Genomic DNA, 15075 nt, shown 5'->3' with positions numbered 1-15075 from the left:
CGAACACTGTCTATTGGAGCCAGTCATGCGTTATATCAGTACCCGCGGCCAGGCACCGGCCCTGAATTTCGAAGACGTCCTGCTGGCTGGTCTGGCCACGGACGGTGGTCTGTACGTCCCGGAAAACCTGCCACGTTTCACTCAGGAAGAAATCGCTTCCTGGGCCGGCCTGCCGTATCACGAGCTGGCCTTCCGGGTGATGCGCCCATTCGTGACCGGCAGCATTCCTGATGCCGATTTCAAAAAGATCCTCGAAGAAACCTACGGCGTGTTCTCGCACAACGCCGTGGCACCACTGCGTCAGCTGAACGGCAACGAATGGGTGCTGGAACTGTTCCACGGCCCGACCCTCGCGTTCAAAGACTTCGCCTTGCAGCTGCTGGGTCGTCTGCTCGACTACGTGCTGGAAAAACGTGGTGAGCGCGTAGTGATTGTCGGCGCCACCTCTGGCGACACCGGTTCGGCCGCCATCGAAGGCTGCAAGCACTGCGAAAACGTCGACATCTTCATCCTGCACCCGCACAACCGTGTGTCTGAAGTGCAGCGTCGCCAGATGACCACCATCTTCGGCGAGAACATCCACAACATCGCGATCGAAGGCAACTTCGATGACTGCCAGGAAATGGTCAAGGCCAGCTTCGCCGACCAGAGCTTCCTCAAAGGCACGCGTCTGGTGGCAGTGAACTCGATCAACTGGGCGCGAATCATGGCCCAGATCGTTTACTACTTCCACGCAGCCCTGCAGTTGGGCGGCCCGGCGCGCTCGGTATCGTTCTCGGTGCCGACCGGCAACTTCGGCGATATCTTCGCCGGTTACCTGGCACGCAACATGGGCCTGCCGATCAACCAGTTGATCGTCGCCACCAACCGCAACGACATCCTGCACCGCTTCATGAGCGGCAATCAGTACGTCAAGGACACCCTGCACGCCACGCTGTCGCCGTCGATGGACATCATGGTGTCGTCGAACTTCGAACGCCTGCTGTTCGACCTGCACGGTCGCAACGGCGCAGCGATCGCCGGGCTGATGGACACCTTCAAGCAGGGTGGCGGTTTCAGCGTCGAACAGGAACGCTGGACCGAAGCCCGCAAGCTGTTCGATTCGCTGGCTGTGGACGATGCTCAAACCTGCGAAACCATCGCCGAAGTCTTCGAGCAAACCGGCGAGCTGCTTGATCCGCACACCGCCATCGGCGTGAAGGCGGCGCGCGAGTGCCGTCGCAGCCTGGATATCCCGATGGTGATCCTCGGTACGGCGCATCCGGTCAAATTCCCGGACGCAGTGGAAAAAGCTGGCGTAGGAAAAGCGCTCGAACTGCCTGCACATCTTTCTGATTTGTTTGAAAGAGATGAGCGCTGCACCGTGCTGCCAAATGACCTGAAAGCCGTGCAGGCCTTTGTCAGCAAGCATGGCAACCGCGGCAAGCCTCTGTAACCAATTAAAACTGTCACATTTTGAAGCCCGTCTCCTGACGGGCTTTCTCATTTCTGCGTGCCACACTTGTCGGGTTTTCGCCCCATGAAGGACGGGCGAGTTGATCGCGAAGGAAGTGGCAATGCTGTTTTTCAGAGGGTTAAAACCAGCCGCGTGCTGGATGTTTTTTTTAGTCGGCACCCTGGGCTTTGCTCAATGGGGGAGCGCGTCGCAATTGTCGGCAACCGATTCCAAAGGATCGGTTACTGGCCCAAGGATCGAGCTGGATGCTCAGGAGTTGAAATGGATTGCCGAGCATTCAAAAGTCATCGTCGCCTCGGTGCAGTACCCGCTGTACCTGTTCAAGGATAAGCACGGCCAATGGAGCGGCTTGAACAATGATCTGCTCAACCGCATCAGCGCGATGACGGGATTGCGGTTTGTTCACGAAGAATCGTTTTCCACCGATCAGTTGCTCGGGCGACTGGAAAGTGGCGCAGCGGACATGAGCACGACGCTGGCGATGAATGACGAACGCAAGACGTTTCTGGATTTCAGTCATGCGTTCGGTGGCGCTGGCTGGGTGTTCGTCGGGCGGGCCGGGGCGCCAGAGGTGCAATCCCTGGAGCAGCTGTCGGGAAGGGTTCTGGTGTTGCCGACCCGGCATGCGCTGGAGGCCACGATTCTCCGCGACTATCCTGACATCGAGCTGCGCTCGGTTAAAACCTACGCGGAGGCCCGGGCGCTGGTCGAGAGCGGTGAGGCCTATGCCACCATCGAAAATGAAACCGGAGCGCAACTCTATCCGTCCGGGCAGCTCAAGGTCGGGTATACGGTGGAGGGCAAATGGGAGGCGGACCACCTGGCCGTACGCAAAGGTCAGCCTCAGCTGTCGAGCATCCTCAACAAGGCGCTCGAGGCGCTTGATCCTGCCGAATTGCGCGCCATTCGCCTGAAATGGCTCAATGGGATTGCCCCCGTCAAGGTGCCTGGCACCTGGCACCGACTCGCCGAGTGGGGCTGCTGGGGAATGTTTATCGCCAGCCTGTTCGGCCTGTTGTCCCTGCTCTGGAACCGACGGCTCACGCTATTGATCCAGCAACGCGTGGATGCCGAGAAAAGTCTGAGTGATCAGCTCGCCTTCCAGCATGCGTTGATGGACGCCATGCCAGATCCGGTGTTTGTTCGTGATCTGGAAGGGCGTTTGATCATGTGCAACAAAAGTTATGAGGAGGGCTTGTCGACCCGTTTTGATCAGGTTCAGGGACGACAGCTGATTGAACTGGACGTGTTGCCCAAAGAGACTGCCGAACTGCTGCATGCAGAGTTCATGGCCCAGCTCGGTACGCGCAAGACGCGCTTCAGTGAGCGTCAATTGATGTTCAACAACGGCGTCAGGCATATCTATCAGTGGACGGTGCCTTTTTACGGTGCCGACGGACAATTGCGGGGCTTGCTGGGAGGATGGACCGATATCGGCAAGCGCAAGCAACAGGCATGACGCGGCTGTTTTTTATCTGTCATCTTGGCCGTGCATGCTCTATTGACCCGAGGCGCAGGTTTCCCAGCAGTCGGTATCCAGAACTTTCTTCTCGAGCCAGTGGTCATTTACTGTAGGTACGCCCCAGGCACTTTGTTTTCGGACTATTGAGTGGTGATCGAGATGGAAAGTATCAGTCTATTGCTCGGTGAAGCTCTGAGCCCGTATCAGGTAACGTTGACCCCGTCGGGAACCCATGGCGAATGCCTGGTGACACTGAAAAATGCGACCGGCGCGATCGTGGTCGAGCGGGCGTTCAATCAGGCCCAACTGACCAGCAAACGTCTGCTGACGGATGTCGTCGACGGATTGCATCGCGACGTGCTGATCGCCGAAGGCAGGCTGGAGCCCTGCGTCATTGCGGCGTTACGTAATGCTGCACAGGACAAGATCCTGGCCAACCGGAATTGAATTGTTTTTTGTGGGAACCTTCCTGCGCTTAGGTCAGTCAGACCTTGTAACAGCAGGATCAAGCATTGTGCTCCGGTGCTTGTAGCTTGCTGCCACTGGTCTTTATGTAGACCACGTTTAACCCCGAGTCGTCTCCCCACTTCTCGGGGTTTCTTTTTGCCTGCGATTTGTCATTGCTCGGCCTGCTGCAGGAAAAATGCCCGGCTGGCTTCCAGGTAGTCGCTGCGACTTTCGGGGTCCAGCCAGGCGGCGTATGCCTGGCTCAAGTGATCGTGGGGCAGGGTGCGCAGCAGTTGGTTGATCTCGATGATCGCCTGCCGGCCCTGGGGAGTGTCGGTACAGCCGATGTAACCGGACAGGTATTTGCCCGTGCCGCGAATCGGGTAGAACTGCAATTCATCTTCCGCGATCCCTTGCTGCTGGGCCTGGTAGCGGATTTCCGAGCGGTACCCCAACAGCATCCGCAAGCGCCCGAGGCGTTGCATTTGCAACAGACTGCCCAAGGCATCGTTACCGTAGTGGAGGGTCAGTGAGTTGGCTGGCGCTTGTTTGAGCAGCGCGTCGAGATATTCGCCGTAGTTGCGCTCGGCAATAATCCCCAGTTTCTCCCGGCCACTGGCCAGCAGGGCCGCCAGGTCCACTTCGCTGTCCTTGATAAAGGGCGCCAGGATCTCCCGATCAACGCGTCGCACGGCCAGGCCATTGCTCATGGCCCGAAAGACCGGGATGGAAAACGCGATCCAGTCATCGCGCTCCTTGCTCCAGTTCAGCGCCGCATCGCACGTGAGGGATGGCTCGTGGAGCATTTGCAAGCCGCGAGCGCGATTGACTCGCATCAGGGTGTGTTCGTATTGCGGCATGCGGGCGATCAGCAGCGGCAGCAGTTGATCAATGACGCCCTGGCCCTTTTTAGATCCTTCGAAAATCATCAGCGGTGGAAGGTCGCGCAACAGCCAGACCAGGGTTTCCTTCGGCTGCGCCCACGTTGGCTGAGCCTGGCCGGCGAGCAACAGAAAAAACCCGAACGCGCACAATGCTCGTCCGCCGCGCGTCAGGCAGTGGTTGATGGGCCGCGCAAGCAGGCGCCTCAGCTTAGATGGCCCCGTCTTCACGCAGCTTTGCGATCTGTTCCTTGTCATAACCAAGATCGTTGAGTACCTGCGCATTGTGTTCGCCCAACTGCGGCCCGACCCATTCCGATGTTCCGGGTGTCTCTGAGAGTTTCGGCACGATTCCCGGCATCTTGAAATCTTTGCCATCCGGCAACTTGGCCTTCAGGAACATTTCCCGGGCCAGGTACTGCGGATCACTGAACATGTCCTCGGCACTGAAGATCCGGCTGGCCGGTACGTCGGCCTGATTCAACTGCTCGATGATGGCGTCCAGCGGCAGCGAGTTGACCCAGCGATCAATCACCCCATAAATCTCGTCGCGACGGCTATCGCGTCCGTCGTTGCTCGCCAACACAGGGTCATTGGCCAGATCCTCGCGTCCAATGATCAGCATGAAGCGTTTGAAGATCGCATCGCCATTGGCGCCGATCTGCACATGTTTGCCGTCGGCACTGGTGTGGATCGAAGAGGGCGTGATGCCCGGCATGATGTTGCCGGTGCGTTCGCGGATGAAACCGAACACGTCGAATTCCGGGACCATGCTTTCCATCATGGCGAAGATCGCTTCATACAGCGCCACATCCACCACTTGGCCAAGGCCACCGTTGACCTCGCGATGACGCAGGGCCATCAATGCGCCGATTACACCCCACAACGCAGCAATAGAGTCACCGATGGAAATCCCGGTGCGTACCGGTGGCCGGTCTTCGAACCCGGTGATGTAGCGCAAGCCGCCCATGGATTCACCGACGGCGCCAAAGCCTGGCTGATCCTTCATCGGCCCGGTCTGACCGAAACCCGAGAGGCGCACCATCACCAGTTTCGGGTTCAGTGCGTGCAAGACTTCCCAGCTCAGGCCGAGCTTTTCCAGCACGCCAGGGCGAAAGTTCTCGATCAGGATGTCCGCCTCGCTGAGCAGTTTTTTCAGGATCGCCAAGCCGTCGGGGTGTTTGAGGTTCAGGGTCAGGGATTTCTTGTTGCGCGCCTGGACGAACCACCACAGCGAGGTGCCTTCATACAGTTTTCGCCATTTGCGCAACGGATCGCCGCCATCGGGGGACTCGATTTTGATCACCTCGGCACCGAACTCGCCGCAAATGCGCGAGGCAAACGGACCGGCGATCAGCGTACCCAATTCAATGACTTTCAGCCCTGAGAGCGGTTTTCCGGTGAGCGGCATGCTGGATCCTGTAGGACAAAGGTTGAGCGAAGACAGGGTTTTAACATAGCCGAACGTCAGACGACCAAGGTTGATCGCCTTCAATTCGTGGATTGCCTACCGCATCGGTTAGACTTGCCGCCTTTCCCCGTATCAAGAAGCCCGTTCATGGCCCAGCCGTCCACGACCTACAAGTTTGAACTGAACCTTACCGACCTCGACCGCAGCGTGTACGAGAGCGTGAAGCAGACCATCGCCCGTCACCCTTCGGAGACCGAAGAGCGTATGACCGTGCGGCTGCTGGCCTACGCCTTTTGGTACAACGAGCAGTTGTCGTTCGGTCGCGGTCTGTCAGACGTGGACGAACCTGCCCTGTGGGAAAAGAGCCTGGACGACCGTGTCCTGCACTGGATCGAAGTCGGCCAGCCAGACGCCGATCGCCTGACCTGGTGCTCGCGTCGCACCGAGCGCACCAGCCTGCTGGCCTATGGCAGCCTGCGCGTCTGGGAGACCAAAGTGATCCCGGCGATCAAAAACCTGAAAAACGTGCACATCGCTGCTGTTCCCCAGGAAGTGCTGGAAACCCTGGCCAAAGACATGCCCCGGGTTATCAAGTGGGATGTGATGATCAGCGAAGGGACGATTTTCGTCACCGACGACCGTGGTCAGCATGAAGTCCAGTTGCAGTGGCTGAGCGGCGAACGCGGCTGATTACTCGCTGCTGGTCCGCGTTATCCGGTTTTATCCTACGTATTCAAGAGAAGCACCTGTCACCCCATGCGCATCGAACCTCGCCTGTTGCCCGACACCCTGCCATTCCTCGGTGATCTGCCGCCGCTGCTGACCCGGCTGTACGCGGCGCGGGGCGTGCTGTCCGAGGCAGAACTGGACAAGAGCCTGGCGCGGTTGATCCCGTTCCAGCAACTCAAAGGCATCGATGCGGCTGTGGATTTGCTGGTGACGGCGCTGGAGCAGCGTCAGCGGATTCTGATCGTCGGTGACTTCGACGCCGATGGGGCGACGGCCAGCACCGTGGGCATGTTGGGCTTGCGCCTGCTGGGCGCGGCGCACGTCGACTACTTGGTGCCGAACCGGTTCGAGTACGGCTACGGCCTGACGCCGGAAATCGTTGAAGTGGCGCTGACCCGTACACCCCAGTTGCTGATCACCGTGGACAACGGAATCTCCAGCGTTGAAGGCGTGGCGGCGGCGAAAAAGGCCGGACTCCAGGTGCTGGTCACCGACCACCACTTGCCCGGTGACGAGTTGCCGTTGGCCGATGCCATCGTCAATCCGAACCAACCGGGTTGCGAGTTTCCGAGCAAGGCGCTGGCCGGCGTCGGGGTGATTTTCTATGTGCTGATGGCTTTGCGTGCGCGTTTGCGCAGCCTCGGTTGGTACGAGAGCAAGCCGCAACCGAACATCGGCGAGTTGCTGGACCTTGTGGCCCTGGGCAGCGTCGCCGACGTGGTACCGCTGGATGCCAACAACCGGATTCTGGTGCACCAAGGCCTGGAGCGGATTCGCGCCGGGCGCGCGCGACCGGGGATCAAGGCGATCCTCGAAGTCGCCAAGCGTGACCACACGCGCATCACCTCTACCGACCTGGGTTTCATTGTTGGCCCGCGCCTGAATGCGGCGGGACGTCTGGATGACATGAGCCTGGGCATCGAATGCCTGCTCACCGAAGACGCTGGTCTGGCGCGTGAAATGGCCGCACAACTCGACGGCATGAACCAGGACCGCAAATCCATTGAGCAGGGCATGCAGCGTGAAGCGCTGGCTCAACTGAAGGATTTGCCGGTCGAGTCGATGCCGTTCGGCTTGTGCCTGTTCGATCCCGAGTGGCACCAAGGTGTCATCGGAATCCTCGCATCGCGTATGAAAGATCGCTATTTCCGTCCGACCATTGCCTTTGCCGATGCCGGCGATGGCTTGCTCAAGGGCTCTGGGCGTTCGGTTCAGGGTTTTCATATTCGTGACGCGTTGAGCGTGGTGGCGGCGCGGCATCCGAATCTGATCAGCAAATACGGCGGCCATGCGATGGCCGCCGGCCTGACACTGCCGGAAGCGAATTTTCCGTTGTTCGCCGAAGCCTTTGACGCGGAAGTGCGTAGGCAATTACGCGAAGAAGACCTGACCGGGCGATTGCTGTCGGACGGCACGCTGGCGGTCGAGGAATTCCACCTGGAACTGGCCCGCGCCCTGCGTCATGCCGGACCCTGGGGGCAGCACTTCCCGGAGCCGTTGTTCCACGGCGTGTTCCAGCTGGTCGAGCAGCGAGTGGTCGGCGAGCGGCACCTCAAAGTGGTGCTGAAGAGTGAATGTGGCTCGGTAAAACTGGATGGCATTGCCTTCGGAATCGATCGCGACATCTGGCCGAATCCAACCATCAAGCGGGTGGAATTGGCCTACAAACTCGACCTCAACGAGTTCCGTGGCAACGAGACGGTGCAGTTGATGATTGCCCACATCGAACCGCGTTGAACTCTTCGCGAGCAAGCCCGCTCCCACATAGGTTTTGTGAACAGCACAGACCCCATGTGGGAGCGGGCTTGCTCGCGAAGGCGATCTCCCTCACGCCAAATTTCCCCGGAACCCGCCCTCATCCTCCGATGTCGACTAGTCTCTAAGCACTGCTTGATTATCCTTGTGACGTCTTGTCGAATTTTTTGCCCGCGGGGGCGGGTGCTGCACCTTTTTCCTGTCACTCGTCGACTTTCAAACAGAACCCTGGAGCCTGCCCACTGATTCGAGAGGTGCCCCATGAGTCTGCTGCTTGAACCCTATACCCTTCGCCAATTGACCCTGCTCAACCGCATTGCGGTATCGCCGATGTGCCAGTACTCCAGCGTTGATGGGCTGGCCAATGACTGGCACCTGGTCCACCTCGGCAGCCGCGCTGTCGGCGGCGCCGGCCTGGTGTTTACCGAAGCCACGGCGGTCACGGCCGATGGGCGCATCACCGCCGAGGACCTCGGCCTGTGGAACGATGAACAGATCGAACCGTTGCAACGCATCACGCGCTTCATTGCGGCGCAAGGCGCTGTGGCCGGCATTCAGTTGGCTCACGCCGGGCGCAAGGCCAGTACCCATCGGCCGTGGATCGGCAAACATGGCAGCGTCAAACCCGAAGACGGTGGCTGGGTGCCGGTGGGCCCTTCACCGATTGCTTTCGACCCGCAGCACACCCATCCCAGGCAGCTCGATGATGGCGAGATCGCTGAGGTCATTCAGGCCTTTGTCGCTTCGGCCAAGCGAGCGCTGACCGCCGGTTTCAAAGTGGTGGAAATACACGCCGCCCACGGTTATCTGTTGCATCAGTTTCTTTCGCCCCTGAGCAATCAGCGGCGCGATCAATATGGTGGTTCGTTCGAGAATCGCATCCGGCTGGTGCTGCAAGTCACCGAAGCGGTGCGTGCAGTGTGGCCTGAAGAGCTACCGCTGTTCGTGCGGGTGTCGGCCACCGATTGGGTGGAAGACGGCTGGAACCCGGATGAAACCGTGGAGCTGGCGCGACGCCTCCATGCGTTGGGCGTAGACCTGATTGACGTCTCGTCGGGCGGTACGGCGGCCAACGCCGAGATTCCTACAGGTCCCGGGTATCAGACCCGCTTCGCTGAACGTGTGCGCAAAGAGTCAGGTATTGCCACCGGCACGGTAGGAATGATCACCGAGCCGGCACAGGCCGAGCACATTCTGCGTACCTGCCAGGCTGACATCATCTTTCTCGCCCGTGAGCTGTTGCGTGATCCGTACTGGCCGCTGCATGCCGATGATGACCTGGGGGGACGCAAGGCCATCTGGCCAGCGCAGTATCAGCGGGCCACCCATCGTGAACAGCCGATTCATGAGTCGGATTTGCGCGACTGATTGATGCTGTAAAAACCAAAAAGCCCCGGTCGTTGTGATCGGGGCTTTTGCGTTTCTGTGCAGGAGTGTTTGTTGCCTGTTCGGCCGTCTTCGCGGGCAAGCCCGCTCCCACAGGGGTGTAGTGGAGTTCACTCATTTTGTGCGACACCGCCGATCCTTGTGGGAGCGGGCTTGCCCGCGAAGAGGCCCGCCCAGACAACCAATTACCCTCAGGTGTACTTACGCTTCTCAGGCGCCGGCGGGAAATACTGGTACAACCAGGTCTCACTCAACGTCCGGTCATTGGTGCGAATGAACAGTCGCAGCTCAACCGGAGCCACGCTGTCATTGGTCGGGTACCAGTCAAAGGTAATGCGGTAACCCTTGATGTCATCCAGCACCAGCACGTTGAAATCCTTGACCTGCCCATTCGAGCACGTGACCACCGGCTCGATCCCAGCGCCTTCCGGCAAGCGATCCAGACCGCCTCCGGTGAAGTCCACGGCAAACCGTCGAGCCCAAACCTGCGGGTAATGCTCGCCGGGGGCCCAGCCTTCGATGAAGCCGCCCATGCCCGAACGAGTGGCGTTGACCCGCGCCAACGGCGTGCCGACCGGTGGCAGGGCGCTCCAGTACAGCTTGTAGCCGTAGTTCAGTGAGTCGCCGGCTGCGACCGGTTTTTTCGGGGTCCAGAATGCGACGATGTTATCCAGGGTTTCGCCGGTCGTAGGAATTTCCATCAGATCGATAGAGCCTTCACCCCACGCGGTCGTAGGTTCTACCCACAGGCTCGGACGCTTGCTGTACCAGTCGACGGTGTCTTGATAGCTGTCGAACTCATGATCGGTCTGCACCAGACCGAAACCTTTCGGGTCGGTGTCGGCGAAGGCGTTGAATTGCAGGGTGGCCGGGTTGTTCAGCGGGCGGCAGATCCACTCGCCGTTGCCGCGCCACATGGCCAGGCGATCAGAATCGTGGATTTGCGGGTGAATCGTGTCGCACATGCGCCGTTCATGGGTGCCGCAGCTGAACATGCTGGTCATCGGCGCGATGCCCAGTTGTTCGATGGCAGTGCGCGCATTGATGTGGGCATCGATGCCCATGACGACCTGGCTGGCCTGACAATCGATATCGAAACGGTAGGCACCGGTGGCGCTCGGTGAATCCAGCAGGGCGTAGACCACGAAACGGGTGCTGTCCTTGTCCGGGGTCTCGAACCAGAACTTGGTGAAATCCGGGAATTCTTCACGCTTCTTGGCATAGGTATCGATCGCCAGGCCGCGTGCCGACAGACCGTACTGGCCTGAGGCATCGACCGCACGGAAATAGCTGGCGCCGAGGAAGGACAGCACGTCGTGCTGGTCCAGCTCCGGGGCCTTGAACAGCTTGAACCCGGAAAACCCCAGGTCGCCCGTGAGCTGTTTGGTATCGACCGTGGTTTTTTCATAGTTGAACAGGGACGGGCGGAAATGCACCTCCCGCGCCTGACGCGTCTTGGGGTCGACGCTGTACATGCGCACCGGCTGCTTGAAACCCATGCCCACGTGGAAAAACTGCACATCCAGCTGACCATTGAGGTCATTCCACAGCGAGTGGTTGCCGTCGTAGCGGATCGCGTTAAAGTTCTGCGGTGTCATGGTCGCCAGGGTTGGCGGCAACACCTGCTTGGTGTCCTGATAGCGATTGCCGGCGAGCTGCTTGGCCTGGATTTTCAGCGCTTCGAAGTCGAATGCCTGAGCCTCGCCATCCGCCGCGCCGGTGCCGGCCCAGGCCCGCGAAGCCAGCAGACCGGTGGCTGATAATCCGGTGTAGGCAGCGATGGCCATGGATGCTTTGAGCAAATTCCTGCGGTGCATAAGTTCAACCTGTCGTGAACAATCCCGCGCCGTTCCTGGCACGTGCTGGATCAAAAATAAAGGTTCGGACATGCCTTCGGCCAAACGCAACGGACATTAAACAGATAACAAATAGCTTAAACCGTTCGGTTACGGAGAAAAAATGATTGGTAGCACTTTGGCTTCGTGGCAATGAAACAAGAAATGTCGGTTAAGTTTTCCGACAGTACTTTCTGATTTATAGGGCATTTCTGCTTTTTTTGACTAATTACTCTAAAAATCGCTTTTCACCGCCGCGATAGTTCCTATTCTGTGTTCATGACCGACCTCTGCCCTTCAGGCCGGCGACTACAAAAAGGAGAGGGCGATGCGGTTTTTGAAGTTTTCTCGGGCTTATAGAAGGACATCGTCCATGACGAAAGTACAAGGCATCACCCAGTTGCTGGGAATCCTTCCTTGCCTGACCAGTGCGCGCCGAAGGCGTCGGGTCAGCTCGGACGAGATGAAATTGTTGGAACGCTATCGGGAGCTGTCGGAAAGCGACCAGATTGCGATGCGGTATCTGGTGGAGGCGATGAGGAGTGTTTCGCGGTTTTGACCGAGGATGGTTACCGTGAAAGCCATTTGGCTTTTACGGTGGCCAGGCGGGTCAGCTTGCCAGCATCGGCGTCGATGATGCCTTCCTGGATTGCTTGGCGGCGAGCCGCGATATTTTTTTGCTCAATGGTTTGTCGCAGATACTTTTCTGAAAAGGCGCTATCACTTGGAATCACTTCAGTGACGCTTTGGCTGGTGATGCGCGGTTGCTCACGGGTGCGGATTGCTCTTGCGGGAGATTGAACGGGGCTATTCAAACCAAAGGGGCAGACTATGAAGTCTGCCCCTTTTTCATTTATTCATCCCGCCTTCAACTGCAAGTGCCCATGATCGTGAACGGCCGTTGTGCCTGCATCAGATCAGGCATGTCCCGCCATTTGATCCAGGCCTGATGCTGCCAATGCAGCAGCGGCACCGAGATCCCGGCCCACTGCAACGAACTCAGGCTTGGAATGTTATCCACAGATGTCGCTTTCGACTCACGCAGCGAAGGTATGACTTCGTTGCTCAGCCATTGGCGCAGGTTTCGATTTTCCGGGACGAAATGGTGCACCAGAAGGGCATACATTCCTGATTCGCTGACCATCAGTGATTCGACCGTTTTGCCATTCTTCAGCATCCAGACATATTGGCGCTGATCGGGATCGAGTTTCAGGGTGAGGCGTTGGTCCATCGGGCGGCCCATCAAGCGACCGAGGTCCTGGACGCAGAACCAGGCTTGGTTGTCCTGCATGAAGGCGTGGAGGAAGCGGTTGTGGCGGGTGAAGATGGTTGGGGAGAAGTAAGGTAGAAGCGAGTTTTGAGCGTGTGCTGACATGAAGTGACTTCCGTTTTGAGTAGGAAAGTCGCCACCAACCCTTCGACAGGTTGGGTGGCGGACCGAGTGGCGTTCGAAGTCGGGACACTTCCAATCAAAACGGAAGCCGGAAGGCCCGCGCCACACGGCCCGCCATAAATCAGAGCTGAAGACATGAAACTGCCTCAATTCTATGGGGGCGCGTAAGCACCGTTTTGAAATTTCCCGGCTTCGACCCCGGGTCGCTGATTTGGCAGCGACGAGGTGAAGCCTATCGTTCAGGCGCTCGCGGCGCCAAGTCTACCTTGGCGCCGCATGCTGTAGGAATCGGTGTCTATGCCGGAAGGTTCGATCTGTAGGAATTTCCTGTTTTTGCCTGAAGTGCAGTCAAGCAGCGTCACAGCCGTGGTTTTTCCTATAGTTTTTCCCGCATTCAGGAACGAACTGCAGGTTTGCTACATGTTGATCGAATTTTCAGTTTCCAATTATCGCTCCTTCCGTGACAAGCAAACCCTGTCCATGGCTGCGACGCCGCGCTTGAGCAAAAAGCGCAACGTGTTCACACCCATCGTAAATGGAGAAAAGCTGCCTGATTTATTGAAAGTGGCGGCGATTTACGGACCGAACGCATCCGGTAAGTCTTCGCTTATCCGGGCAATGGGGGTCATGGGGAGTTTGCTCGCTTCGATACCTACATCAAATGATGAGCCGCTACCTGTCTCTCCATTTCGTTTTGACCCGCAACTTCAAAACGAACCCAGTTCTTTTGAGTACAACTTCATTCAACGCGGGGTCCGATATCGGTTTGTTCTGCGCATGACTGTGCAGCGAATTGTCGAGGAACAATTGGATTCCTATCCCAAAGGTAAGGAAACGCTGTTGTATTCGCGTCGCTTTGTAGATGAGGGGGAGCATTATGTTTTTGGCTCAAGCCTCGAGGGTGGCAAAGAGGTGCACAACGCCTGGCGGCGTCTGACGAGCCCCAAGATGTTGTTTATTTCGCAGGCGGTTGCGAACAGTAGTGAAGAGTTGACTCAGTTGCGGGGGCCGTTTAGCTGGTTTCAAACCGGTCTACTCGTTATTGAGCAGAACAACATGATGGGGCTGTCAGCAGCGTCCATCAGATTTCTTCGGATGGCCTCGGATTACACACATGATTTACGAGACTTTCTAAAGGAAGTGGATATCCCGGTGTCAGCGATCCGGCTCAATACCGAAGACGCAGAGTCTGTTCAACGCACCAAAAAACTCACACTGAAAGAGTTCTTCGCCGCCGCCCAAAAAGACAAAGTAACCCTCACACATACGAGCTTTTTAGGTACCGCTGAGTTTGATTTTTCCGAGGAATCCGACGGTACGAAAAACCTGATTGGATTCTGGCTGCCCTGGTTCATGATCAATCACGCCGATGGTAGCGGGATACTTTCTGTCGATGAGTTGGACAGCAGTCTTCATCCCTCAATCGTCGCGGACTTGATTGAGAAGCACCTGGACGGTGGGTTGGATACTCAACTGATCTTTACCACTCACGACACTCATCTGATGAACGCCAAAGCGCTTCGGCGCGATCAGTTCTGGATCACCGAAAGAGACGCTAACGGTGCAACCTGCCTTTTTTCTGTTTACGACTTTGAAGGACGGGAAGGGGAGGATGTTGAGAAACGCTACTTTGAAGGTCGTTATCGCGGGTTGCCACTGATAAGGCGGGGTTGATCATGGCGCGTTCGATACGGCAATTTGATCGAAAGGCACCTCGGTTCAGGCCTCAACCCAAAGTGTTGATCCTCTGTGAAGACAGCAAGTCAGGAAAACGATATCTGGAGGAGGCTGCATTTCATTTTCGCGCCAAAGCTCAAGTGGAAATTGCCCACTGTGGCGTCACACACCCAAGCGGCATTGTTGAAACAGCAATAGCCCGCCAGAAATGCTTCGACAAGGTTTTTTGTGCATTGGATCGCGATACACATCTGTGTTTTGAACGAGCAATAAATCTGGCGAGGCCTCATCCGAAAATCAAAGTCATCGCTTCGTACCCCTGTTTTGAGTTTTGGCTGCTTCTGCACTTCGGTTTTAATCGAAAGCCTTTTCGAGCGGTTGGAAAGCACTCTCCAGGCGACTTGGTGGCCAAGAGCCTCAGAGAGAAACCCAGCATGGATAAGTACGAGAAAGGCGAAGACACCAACTATTTCGCACAACTTTTAGGTCAGCCATTCCAAAGGGCGAGAGATTTAGCACCAAAGATTATCGAGGACGTCGCTATCAGCGGCGAACCCAACCCCAGCACCGAAATCCATCTGCTGATGGACGAATTCGAAATTCTCTCCAAACCCCTACTGATCTAACACCTCAAACCCAGCCC

Annotated in this window: 14 protein-coding genes; 9 read left to right on the top strand and 5 right to left on the bottom strand. The window is 57.5% G+C overall.

What is annotated here, in order from left to right:
• Positions 1 to 25: 25 nt before the first annotated feature.
• From thrC to KW848_RS20805, 3 genes are all read left to right on the top strand, one after another.
• A complete protein-coding gene (gene thrC / locus KW848_RS20815) occupies positions 26 to 1435 on the top strand; it encodes a threonine synthase (RefSeq protein ID WP_076029878.1) in 1410 nt (469 codons plus the stop codon).
• A 121-nt stretch (positions 1436 to 1556) separates the two neighbouring features.
• Complete coding sequence (locus KW848_RS20810) at positions 1557 to 2915, top strand: transporter substrate-binding domain-containing protein (RefSeq protein ID WP_218537936.1); 1359 nt, start codon at positions 1557 to 1559, stop codon at positions 2913 to 2915.
• Positions 2916 to 3077: 162 nt separating this feature from the next.
• Positions 3078 to 3365: a DUF3509 domain-containing protein gene (locus KW848_RS20805; RefSeq protein ID WP_033056390.1), complete on the top strand. Its 288-nt coding sequence runs from the start codon at positions 3078 to 3080 to the stop codon at positions 3363 to 3365.
• Positions 3366 to 3535: 170 nt separating this feature from the next.
• On the opposite strand, the gene KW848_RS20800 is transcribed toward KW848_RS20805, so the two are convergent.
• Together KW848_RS20800 and KW848_RS20795 are read right to left on the bottom strand one after the other, a co-directional pair.
• Positions 3536 to 4504, bottom strand: coding sequence for a TIGR02285 family protein (locus KW848_RS20800; protein ID WP_218537935.1), 969 nt, complete (start codon positions 4502 to 4504; stop codon positions 3536 to 3538).
• Positions 4458 to 5657: a CaiB/BaiF CoA-transferase family protein gene (locus KW848_RS20795; RefSeq protein WP_218537934.1), complete on the bottom strand. Its 1200-nt coding sequence runs from the start codon at positions 5655 to 5657 to the stop codon at positions 4458 to 4460. Before KW848_RS20795 ends, KW848_RS20800 begins: the two co-directional genes overlap by 47 nt.
• 147 nt (positions 5658 to 5804) lie before the next feature.
• Here KW848_RS20795 and KW848_RS20790 point away from each other — a divergent pair, with 147 nt between their 5' ends.
• The 3 genes from KW848_RS20790 to KW848_RS20780 all read left to right on the top strand — a co-directional run bounded on the left by KW848_RS20790 (position 5805) and on the right by KW848_RS20780 (position 9509).
• Entirely contained in the window at positions 5805 to 6347 is a 543-nt protein-coding gene (locus KW848_RS20790) for a YaeQ family protein (RefSeq protein WP_007897614.1), read from the top strand.
• Between the two features lie 66 nt (positions 6348 to 6413).
• Positions 6414 to 8123, top strand: a complete 1710-nt coding sequence (recJ, locus tag KW848_RS20785) for a single-stranded-DNA-specific exonuclease RecJ (protein ID WP_218537933.1) — start codon at positions 6414 to 6416, stop codon at positions 8121 to 8123.
• Between the two features lie 279 nt (positions 8124 to 8402).
• Complete coding sequence (locus KW848_RS20780) at positions 8403 to 9509, top strand: NADH:flavin oxidoreductase/NADH oxidase (RefSeq protein WP_218537932.1); 1107 nt, start codon at positions 8403 to 8405, stop codon at positions 9507 to 9509.
• A 209-nt stretch (positions 9510 to 9718) separates the two neighbouring features.
• Here KW848_RS20780 and KW848_RS20775 read toward each other — a convergent pair whose 3' ends face one another.
• Positions 9719 to 11344: a glucan biosynthesis protein D gene (locus KW848_RS20775; RefSeq protein ID WP_218537931.1), complete on the bottom strand. Its 1626-nt coding sequence runs from the start codon at positions 11342 to 11344 to the stop codon at positions 9719 to 9721.
• 391 nt (positions 11345 to 11735) lie between these two features.
• Here KW848_RS20775 and KW848_RS20770 point away from each other — a divergent pair, with 391 nt between their 5' ends.
• Entirely contained in the window at positions 11736 to 11921 is a 186-nt protein-coding gene (locus tag KW848_RS20770; RefSeq protein WP_111451415.1) for a hypothetical protein, read from the top strand.
• A gap of 10 nt (positions 11922 to 11931) precedes the next feature.
• Here KW848_RS20770 and KW848_RS20765 read toward each other — a convergent pair whose 3' ends face one another.
• Together KW848_RS20765 and KW848_RS20760 are read right to left on the bottom strand one after the other, a co-directional pair.
• On the bottom strand, positions 11932 to 12177 hold the full coding sequence (locus tag KW848_RS20765) for a hypothetical protein (RefSeq protein WP_218537930.1): 246 nt from the start codon (positions 12175 to 12177) through the stop codon (positions 11932 to 11934).
• Between the two features lie 53 nt (positions 12178 to 12230).
• Positions 12231 to 12737 carry a Bro-N domain-containing protein gene (locus tag KW848_RS20760; protein ID WP_218537929.1) on the bottom strand — a complete coding sequence of 169 codons (507 nt, stop codon included), beginning with the start codon at positions 12735 to 12737 and terminating at the stop codon, positions 12231 to 12233.
• 438 nt (positions 12738 to 13175) lie between these two features.
• On the opposite strand from KW848_RS20760, the gene KW848_RS20755 reads away from it, so the two are divergent.
• Both KW848_RS20755 and KW848_RS20750 read left to right on the top strand, forming a co-directional pair.
• Complete coding sequence (locus KW848_RS20755) at positions 13176 to 14429, top strand: ATP/GTP-binding protein (RefSeq protein WP_218537928.1); 1254 nt, start codon at positions 13176 to 13178, stop codon at positions 14427 to 14429.
• Between the two features lie 2 nt (positions 14430 to 14431).
• Positions 14432 to 15058 carry an RloB family protein gene (locus KW848_RS20750; protein ID WP_218537927.1) on the top strand — a complete coding sequence of 209 codons (627 nt, stop codon included), beginning with the start codon at positions 14432 to 14434 and terminating at the stop codon, positions 15056 to 15058.
• Positions 15059 to 15075: the final 17 nt, after the last annotated feature.

Source organism: Pseudomonas sp. PDM25, assembly GCF_019219045.1.
GTDB lineage: Bacteria > Pseudomonadota > Gammaproteobacteria > Pseudomonadales > Pseudomonadaceae > Aquipseudomonas.
The sequence above is the reverse complement of the archived record's forward strand: the minus strand, read 5'-3'. Positions and strand labels throughout refer to the sequence as shown.

Excerpts from the sequence above, each read along its gene's own strand:
- thrC (WP_076029878.1), top strand. The coding sequence starts at position 26 with ATGCGTTATATCAGTACCCGCGGCCAGGCACCGGCCCTGAATTTCGAA.
- KW848_RS20810 (WP_218537936.1), top strand. The coding sequence starts at position 1,557 with ATGCTGTTTTTCAGAGGGTTAAAACCAGCCGCGTGCTGGATGTTTTTT.
- KW848_RS20805 (WP_033056390.1), top strand. The coding sequence starts at position 3,078 with ATGGAAAGTATCAGTCTATTGCTCGGTGAAGCTCTGAGCCCGTATCAG.
- KW848_RS20800 (WP_218537935.1), bottom strand. The coding sequence starts at position 4,504 with ATGACAAGGAACAGATCGCAAAGCTGCGTGAAGACGGGGCCATCTAAG.
- KW848_RS20795 (WP_218537934.1), bottom strand. The coding sequence starts at position 5,657 with ATGCCGCTCACCGGAAAACCGCTCTCAGGGCTGAAAGTCATTGAATTG.
- KW848_RS20790 (WP_007897614.1), top strand. The coding sequence starts at position 5,805 with ATGGCCCAGCCGTCCACGACCTACAAGTTTGAACTGAACCTTACCGAC.
- recJ (WP_218537933.1), top strand. The coding sequence starts at position 6,414 with ATGCGCATCGAACCTCGCCTGTTGCCCGACACCCTGCCATTCCTCGGT.
- KW848_RS20780 (WP_218537932.1), top strand. The coding sequence starts at position 8,403 with ATGAGTCTGCTGCTTGAACCCTATACCCTTCGCCAATTGACCCTGCTC.
- KW848_RS20775 (WP_218537931.1), bottom strand. The coding sequence starts at position 11,344 with ATGCACCGCAGGAATTTGCTCAAAGCATCCATGGCCATCGCTGCCTAC.
- KW848_RS20770 (WP_111451415.1), top strand. The coding sequence starts at position 11,736 with ATGACGAAAGTACAAGGCATCACCCAGTTGCTGGGAATCCTTCCTTGC.
- KW848_RS20760 (WP_218537929.1), bottom strand. The coding sequence starts at position 12,737 with ATGTCAGCACACGCTCAAAACTCGCTTCTACCTTACTTCTCCCCAACC.
- KW848_RS20755 (WP_218537928.1), top strand. The coding sequence starts at position 13,176 with ATGTTGATCGAATTTTCAGTTTCCAATTATCGCTCCTTCCGTGACAAG.
- KW848_RS20750 (WP_218537927.1), top strand. The coding sequence starts at position 14,432 with ATGGCGCGTTCGATACGGCAATTTGATCGAAAGGCACCTCGGTTCAGG.